Genomic DNA, 5,046 nt, shown 5'->3' with positions numbered 1-5,046 from the left:
CGGCGCTGACCGTCGTCGCCGGGGTGCGACAGTTCGAGATGTCGGTGCCCGGGGCGGTCGCGCCGCTGGGCCGGGCGGACAACTACCCGCGTGCGGTCGCCCGCCGCGTCGGCGCCGACCCGCGGCGGGCGGTGCTCGACGTCGTCGGCGGGCAGTCCCCGCAACGGCTCGTCAGCGAGTTCGCCGGCGCGATCGCCCGCGGGGAGGCCGGGGCGGTGCTGCTCGTCGGGGCCGAGGCGATGTCGACCGTGCGGGACCTGATGTCGCGTCCCGAGGCCGAGCGGCCCGACCACGGCGAACACGTCGGCGGCACGCTGGAGGACCGCGGGTACGGCTCGGAGCTGCGCAGCCCGGCCGCCGAGGCGCACGGTGTGCTCTCCCCCGCCGCCTACTACGCGCTGTGCGAGAACGCCCGCCGCGCCCGGCTCGGCCTCGGCCGGGACGCCTACGCCCACGGGATGGGCGAGCTGTTCGCGCCGTTCACCCGGGTCGCCGCCGGGCACCCGCACGCCGCCGCACCGCGGGTCCGAGAGCCCGACGAGCTCGTCACGACCGACGACCGCAACCGGATGATCACCGACCCGTACCCGCGGTTCCTCGTCTCGCGCGACCAGGTCAACCAGGGCGCCGCGGTCGTCCTCACCTCGGTCGGCACCGCACACGACCTGGGGATCGACCCGCAGCGGTGGGTGTTCCTGCACGGCCACGCCGACCTCACCGAGCATGCCGTGCTCGACCGCCCCGACCTGGGCGCCTACCCGGCCGCCGAGGCCGCCGTCCGGCACGCCCTGGACCGCGCCGGGGCCGGCGTGGACGACCTCGCCGCCATCGACCTGTACTCCTGCTTCCCGATCGCGGTGTCCTCGGTCGCCGGCCCCCTCGGGCTGGCCGCCGACGACCCGCGCGGGCTCACGGTCACCGGTGGGCTGCCGTTCTTCGGCGGGCCGGGGAACGACTACTCGATGCACGCGGTCGCCGAGGTCGTACGACGCCTGCGGGCCGACCCGGGCACGTACGGCCTGGTCGGCGCGAACGGCGGGTTCCTGTCCAAGTACTCCGCCGGGGTCTACTCCACCCGCCCCGCCCCCTGGCGCGACGACGACAGCGCCGCGCTCCAGGCCCGGCTCGACGCCGTCCCCGCCGTCCCGACGACGACCGCCGCCGACGGCGCGGCGACCGTAGAGACCTGGACGGTGCGCCACGACCGCGACGGCAGCCGGCACGCGGTCGTCGTCGGCAGGCTCGACGACGGCGGTGCGCGGTTCATCGGGTGCGGTCGCGACGACGAGCTGCCGGAACTGCTCGCCGGCGACCCGGCCGGGGCGGCGGTCCGGGTCCGGCCCGACGGGAAGCTGACGATCGTCACGCCGCGCTGACGGGTGTCCGGGCCCCGTGACCGCGAAGTCGCCGGGCGCGAGCCGTCACGTCGGTGCGACACCGGCCCGGCTCGCGGCCGCCGTCGAGGGTTGAGCCACCTCCCCCAGGGCCGTGCCGAGGATGTCCACGCCGCGGCGGATCTCGGCCCCGGTCGCGGTCAGCGGCGGCGCGATCCGGAACGTCCCGCCCATGCCGGGCAGCTGCACGATGTTCATGTGCAGCCCCAGCTCGGCGCACCGCGCGGTGACGGCCGCCCCGAGCGCGTCGGTGTCGGAGCCCGCCAGCTCCAGGCCGACCAGCAGGCCGCGCCCGCGGACGTCGCCGATCATCCCGGTCGTGCGGGCCAGGTCCCGCAGGCCGTCCTGCAGCAGCGTGCCCAGCTCGCGGGCGCGCAGGTCGAGCCGGTCGCGGGTGAGCACGTCGAGCACGGTGAGCCCGACCGCCGCCGGGAGGGGGTCGTTGACGTGGGTGGTGAAGAACAGGAAGCCGCGCTCGTGCGCGACCTGCTCGATCGCTGCCGTGGTGAGGACGGCGGCGAGCGGCAGGCCCGCCCCGAGCGTCTTGGACAGCGTGAGGATGTCGGGGACCACGCCGTCGCGCTGGTGGGCGTACCAGTCGCCGGTGCGGCACAGACCCGTCTGGGCCTCGTCGAGGATCAGCAGCATGCCGCGCTCGTGACACTTGTCGCGCAGCGCCGCCAGATAGCCCGGCGGCAGGTCGACGACCCCGCCGGAGGACAGGACCGGCTCGACGATGCAGGCGGCGAGGCTGCCGACGGACTGGGCGTCGATCAGGGCGAACCCGAGGTCGAGCTGGCGGCGCCAGTCGAGCTCCCCGGCGTCGTCGACGAGGTCGGGGCGGTAGCGGTCGGGCACCGGCAGCGCGAAGTTGCCGGGGGCGGCGGGACCGTACCCGGCGCGGCCGGCGACGTAGGTCGCGTTCGCCGCGGCCTGGGTCATGCCGTGCCAGGACCGGGCGAAGGAGACGATCTCGTGCCGGCCGGTGACGAGCTTGGCCATCCGGATCGCGGCCTCGTTGGACTCCGCGCCGGTGGTCAGCAGCATCGCCCGGTCCAGGCCACCGCCGACCGAGGCGCACAGCCGCTCGCACAGCTCCAGCACCGGCCGCGACAGCATCCCGCTGTAGAGGTGGTCGAGCCGTCCGACCTGGTCGCGGACGGTCGCGACGATCTCCGGGTGCGAGTGCCCGAGGATCGCGCTCATCTGCCCGGAGGTGAAGTCGAGCAGCTCCCGGCCGTCCTCGGTGGTGACGGTGCTCCCCTGGGCCCGGGCGATCACGCCGGGGGTGAAGCCGCCGCGGCCGGAGTAGCGGATGAGGTGCTCGGTCATGGCCCGAGTGTGGCACCGGCGCTGCGGGCGGTCAGCCCATCCGGTCGACGAGGAACCGCAGTGCCTCCCGGCCCGCCGCGGAACACACCTCGACCGGCTCGCCGGTCAGGACCCGGCGGACGACCTCGGTGTGTGCCCCGTCGGCGACGGCGAGGAACACCGTGCCGGGATCCTGACCGTCCTGCGGATCCGGGCCGCCCGCGCCGGTGAGGGCGACGGCGATGTCCGCGCCGAGCAGCTCGCGCACCCGTTCGGCCATCACCCGGGCCGCGTCGGGGTCGACGACCGGGCCGTCGGGGACGTCCAGCACATCGTGCTTGACCTGCGAAGAGTAGGCGACGAGACCGCCGCGGTACCACTCGCCGGCGCCGCTGGACGCGGCCAGTGCGGCGGACACCATCCCCCCGGTGAGCGACTCGGCCACCGCGACGGTCCGGCCCGCCGACGAGGCGAGGTCGGAGATACGGGCGGCGAGGTCGTCGAGCTCGTTCGGCACCCGGGTGAGCTACCCGAGACGTGGCGGCACAATCCCGCGGCCGGCTCGCCCGGCCCCCGATGCCCACACGGGACGGTGCGGCGACGGATACGGCAAGGTGGAGCCAGGAGCGGGAATCGGACGAGGGGGACGGTCGTGACCTGGAGCACCCGTGAGGTCGCCGAGTTGGCGGGGACCAGCCTGCGGGCGGTGCGGCACTACCACGACATCGGGCTGCTGGCCGAGCCCGATCGGCGCGCGAACGGCTACAAGCAGTACGGGGTGGCGCACCTGGTGCGGCTGCTGCGGATCAAGCGGCTCGTCGACCTCGGATTCTCGTTGGCCCAGATCTCCGAGATGAACGACGCCGACGCCCACCCGGAGGAGGCCGCCCGCGCGCTCGACGCCGAGCTGGCCGCCACCATCGAGCGGCTGCAGCAGGCCCGCACCGAGCTGGCCCTGATCCTGGACGGTGCCGCGCCCACCGACCTGCCCACCGAGTTCGCCGCGGCCGCCGACCAGCCGATGTCCGAGGCCGACCGGTCGCTCACCCTCGTCCTCCCGCGGGTGCTGGGCTCGGAGCGGCTGCAGGCCGTCGCGGACATGCTGGCCGACGCCCGCCCGGACCCGACGCAGAACCGGTTCGACACGCTCCCGGCCGACGCCGACGAGGCCACCCGCCAGGAGCTCGCCGACCGGATGGTGCCCTACATGCGCGCTCTCTACGAGACCCATCCCGGCCTGGTCGCGCCGAACACCGACGCACCCGTCGGTGAGCAGCGGGCGGAGCAGACCCTGGGCCGGGCGATGCGGGAGCTGTACAACCGCGCCCAGCTCGACGTGCTCGTGCGCGCCGGGAAGGCCCTCGCCGCGGAGAGTGGGGACGGCTGAACCGGGCCCACCGCCGGCGATCATCAGTAGTGGGGGTCGGCCCGGCCGACCGATAACGCCCCCGTCCGTTCCGCGATGCGCCGTGTGCACCGTCGGATCGGTCCGATGCGCGCAGGCGCGCACGGGAACAGGGGTGGGTCGTGCTCGGGAAGATGATCGCCGCGGTGGTCGCGGTCACCGCGACCGTCGCGGGTGTGGGGCTCGTGACGAGCGGCGGGTCGGACCAGGCCGTCGTGACCCGCATCGTCGACGGCGACACGTTCGAGGCGACCCTGGACGGCCGCAGCACCACGGTCCGGCTGCTCAACATCGACACCCCGGAGACCGTCGATCCCGACTCCACCGTCCAGTGCCTCGGCCCGGAGGCGGCCGCCCGGCTCGCCGCGCTCATCCCGGTCGGCAGCACCGTCGACCTGTCCTACGACGACGAGCGCGTCGACGGCTGGGGCCGCACCCTGGCCGGGGTGCACGACACCGGGGGCCGGCTGGTCAACGCCGAGCTCGCCCGGGAGGGACTCGGCACCGCGATGGTGGTCGGCGGCAACGATCGCTACCTCGACGAGGTCACCGAGGCCCAGGAGGAGGCGCGCGCAGCGGGCCGCGGGCTGTACGCGACGACGGTGTCCTGCACCGTCCCCGCGCAGGTGGAGCGGGCCCGCGGCACCGTCGCGGGGCTGGCACAGCGGGCGTCGTCGCCGTCGCCGGACCCGGCGCAGCTCGACGCCGCGGGCCGGGAGGCCGTCGACGCGCTGACCGTGCTGGCGGGACTGGACGCCGACGTCCGGGCACACCGGGCGGGTGTGGCCTGGGCGGTGCTGTCCGAGCTCGACCGGGCCCGTCTGACCGGGGTCCTCGACACCGCCTCCGACGACGCCCGGACACTGCAGGTCCGTTTCGCCGAGCAGGCCTCGGACGTGCGGGAGGCACAGCGCCTGGCCGCCGAGCAGGCCGAGC

4 protein-coding genes and 1 pseudogene are annotated in these 5,046 nt (G+C 75.3%); 3 read left to right on the top strand and 2 right to left on the bottom strand.

Translation table 11 applies throughout. The features are described from left to right. Window positions 1–1,376, top strand: a pseudogene (locus GTW08_RS26450) (acetyl-CoA acetyltransferase); the annotation flags it as partial. A 45-nt stretch (window positions 1,377–1,421) separates the two neighbouring features. Here the strand turns inward: GTW08_RS26450 and GTW08_RS26445 are convergent. Next, on the bottom strand, window positions 1,422–2,726 hold the full coding sequence (locus GTW08_RS26445) for an aspartate aminotransferase family protein (protein WP_073577244.1): 1,305 nt from the start codon (window positions 2,724–2,726) through the stop codon (window positions 1,422–1,424). Window positions 2,727–2,757: 31 nt separating this feature from the next. Further along, window positions 2,758–3,222: a CinA family protein gene (locus GTW08_RS26440; RefSeq protein WP_073577245.1), complete on the bottom strand. Its 465-nt coding sequence runs from the start codon at window positions 3,220–3,222 to the stop codon at window positions 2,758–2,760. A gap of 135 nt (window positions 3,223–3,357) precedes the next feature. On the opposite strand from GTW08_RS26440, the gene GTW08_RS26435 reads away from it, so the two are divergent. Beyond that, window positions 3,358–4,092, top strand: coding sequence for a MerR family transcriptional regulator (locus GTW08_RS26435; protein WP_073577246.1), 735 nt, complete (start codon window positions 3,358–3,360; stop codon window positions 4,090–4,092). 140 nt (window positions 4,093–4,232) lie between these two features. Then, the coding region (locus tag GTW08_RS26430; protein ID WP_202417725.1) for a thermonuclease family protein at window positions 4,233–5,046 on the top strand (814 nt) is incomplete at its 3' end.

The sequence above is a fragment of the Pseudonocardia sp. SID8383 genome (genome assembly GCF_009864975.1).
GTDB classification, from domain to species: domain Bacteria; phylum Actinomycetota; class Actinomycetes; order Mycobacteriales; family Pseudonocardiaceae; genus Pseudonocardia; species Pseudonocardia alni.
The sequence above is the reverse complement of the archived record's forward strand: the minus strand, read 5'-3'. Positions and strand labels throughout refer to the sequence as shown.

Excerpts from the sequence above, each read along its gene's own strand:
- GTW08_RS26445 (WP_073577244.1), bottom strand. The coding sequence starts at position 2,726 with ATGACCGAGCACCTCATCCGCTACTCCGGCCGCGGCGGCTTCACCCCC.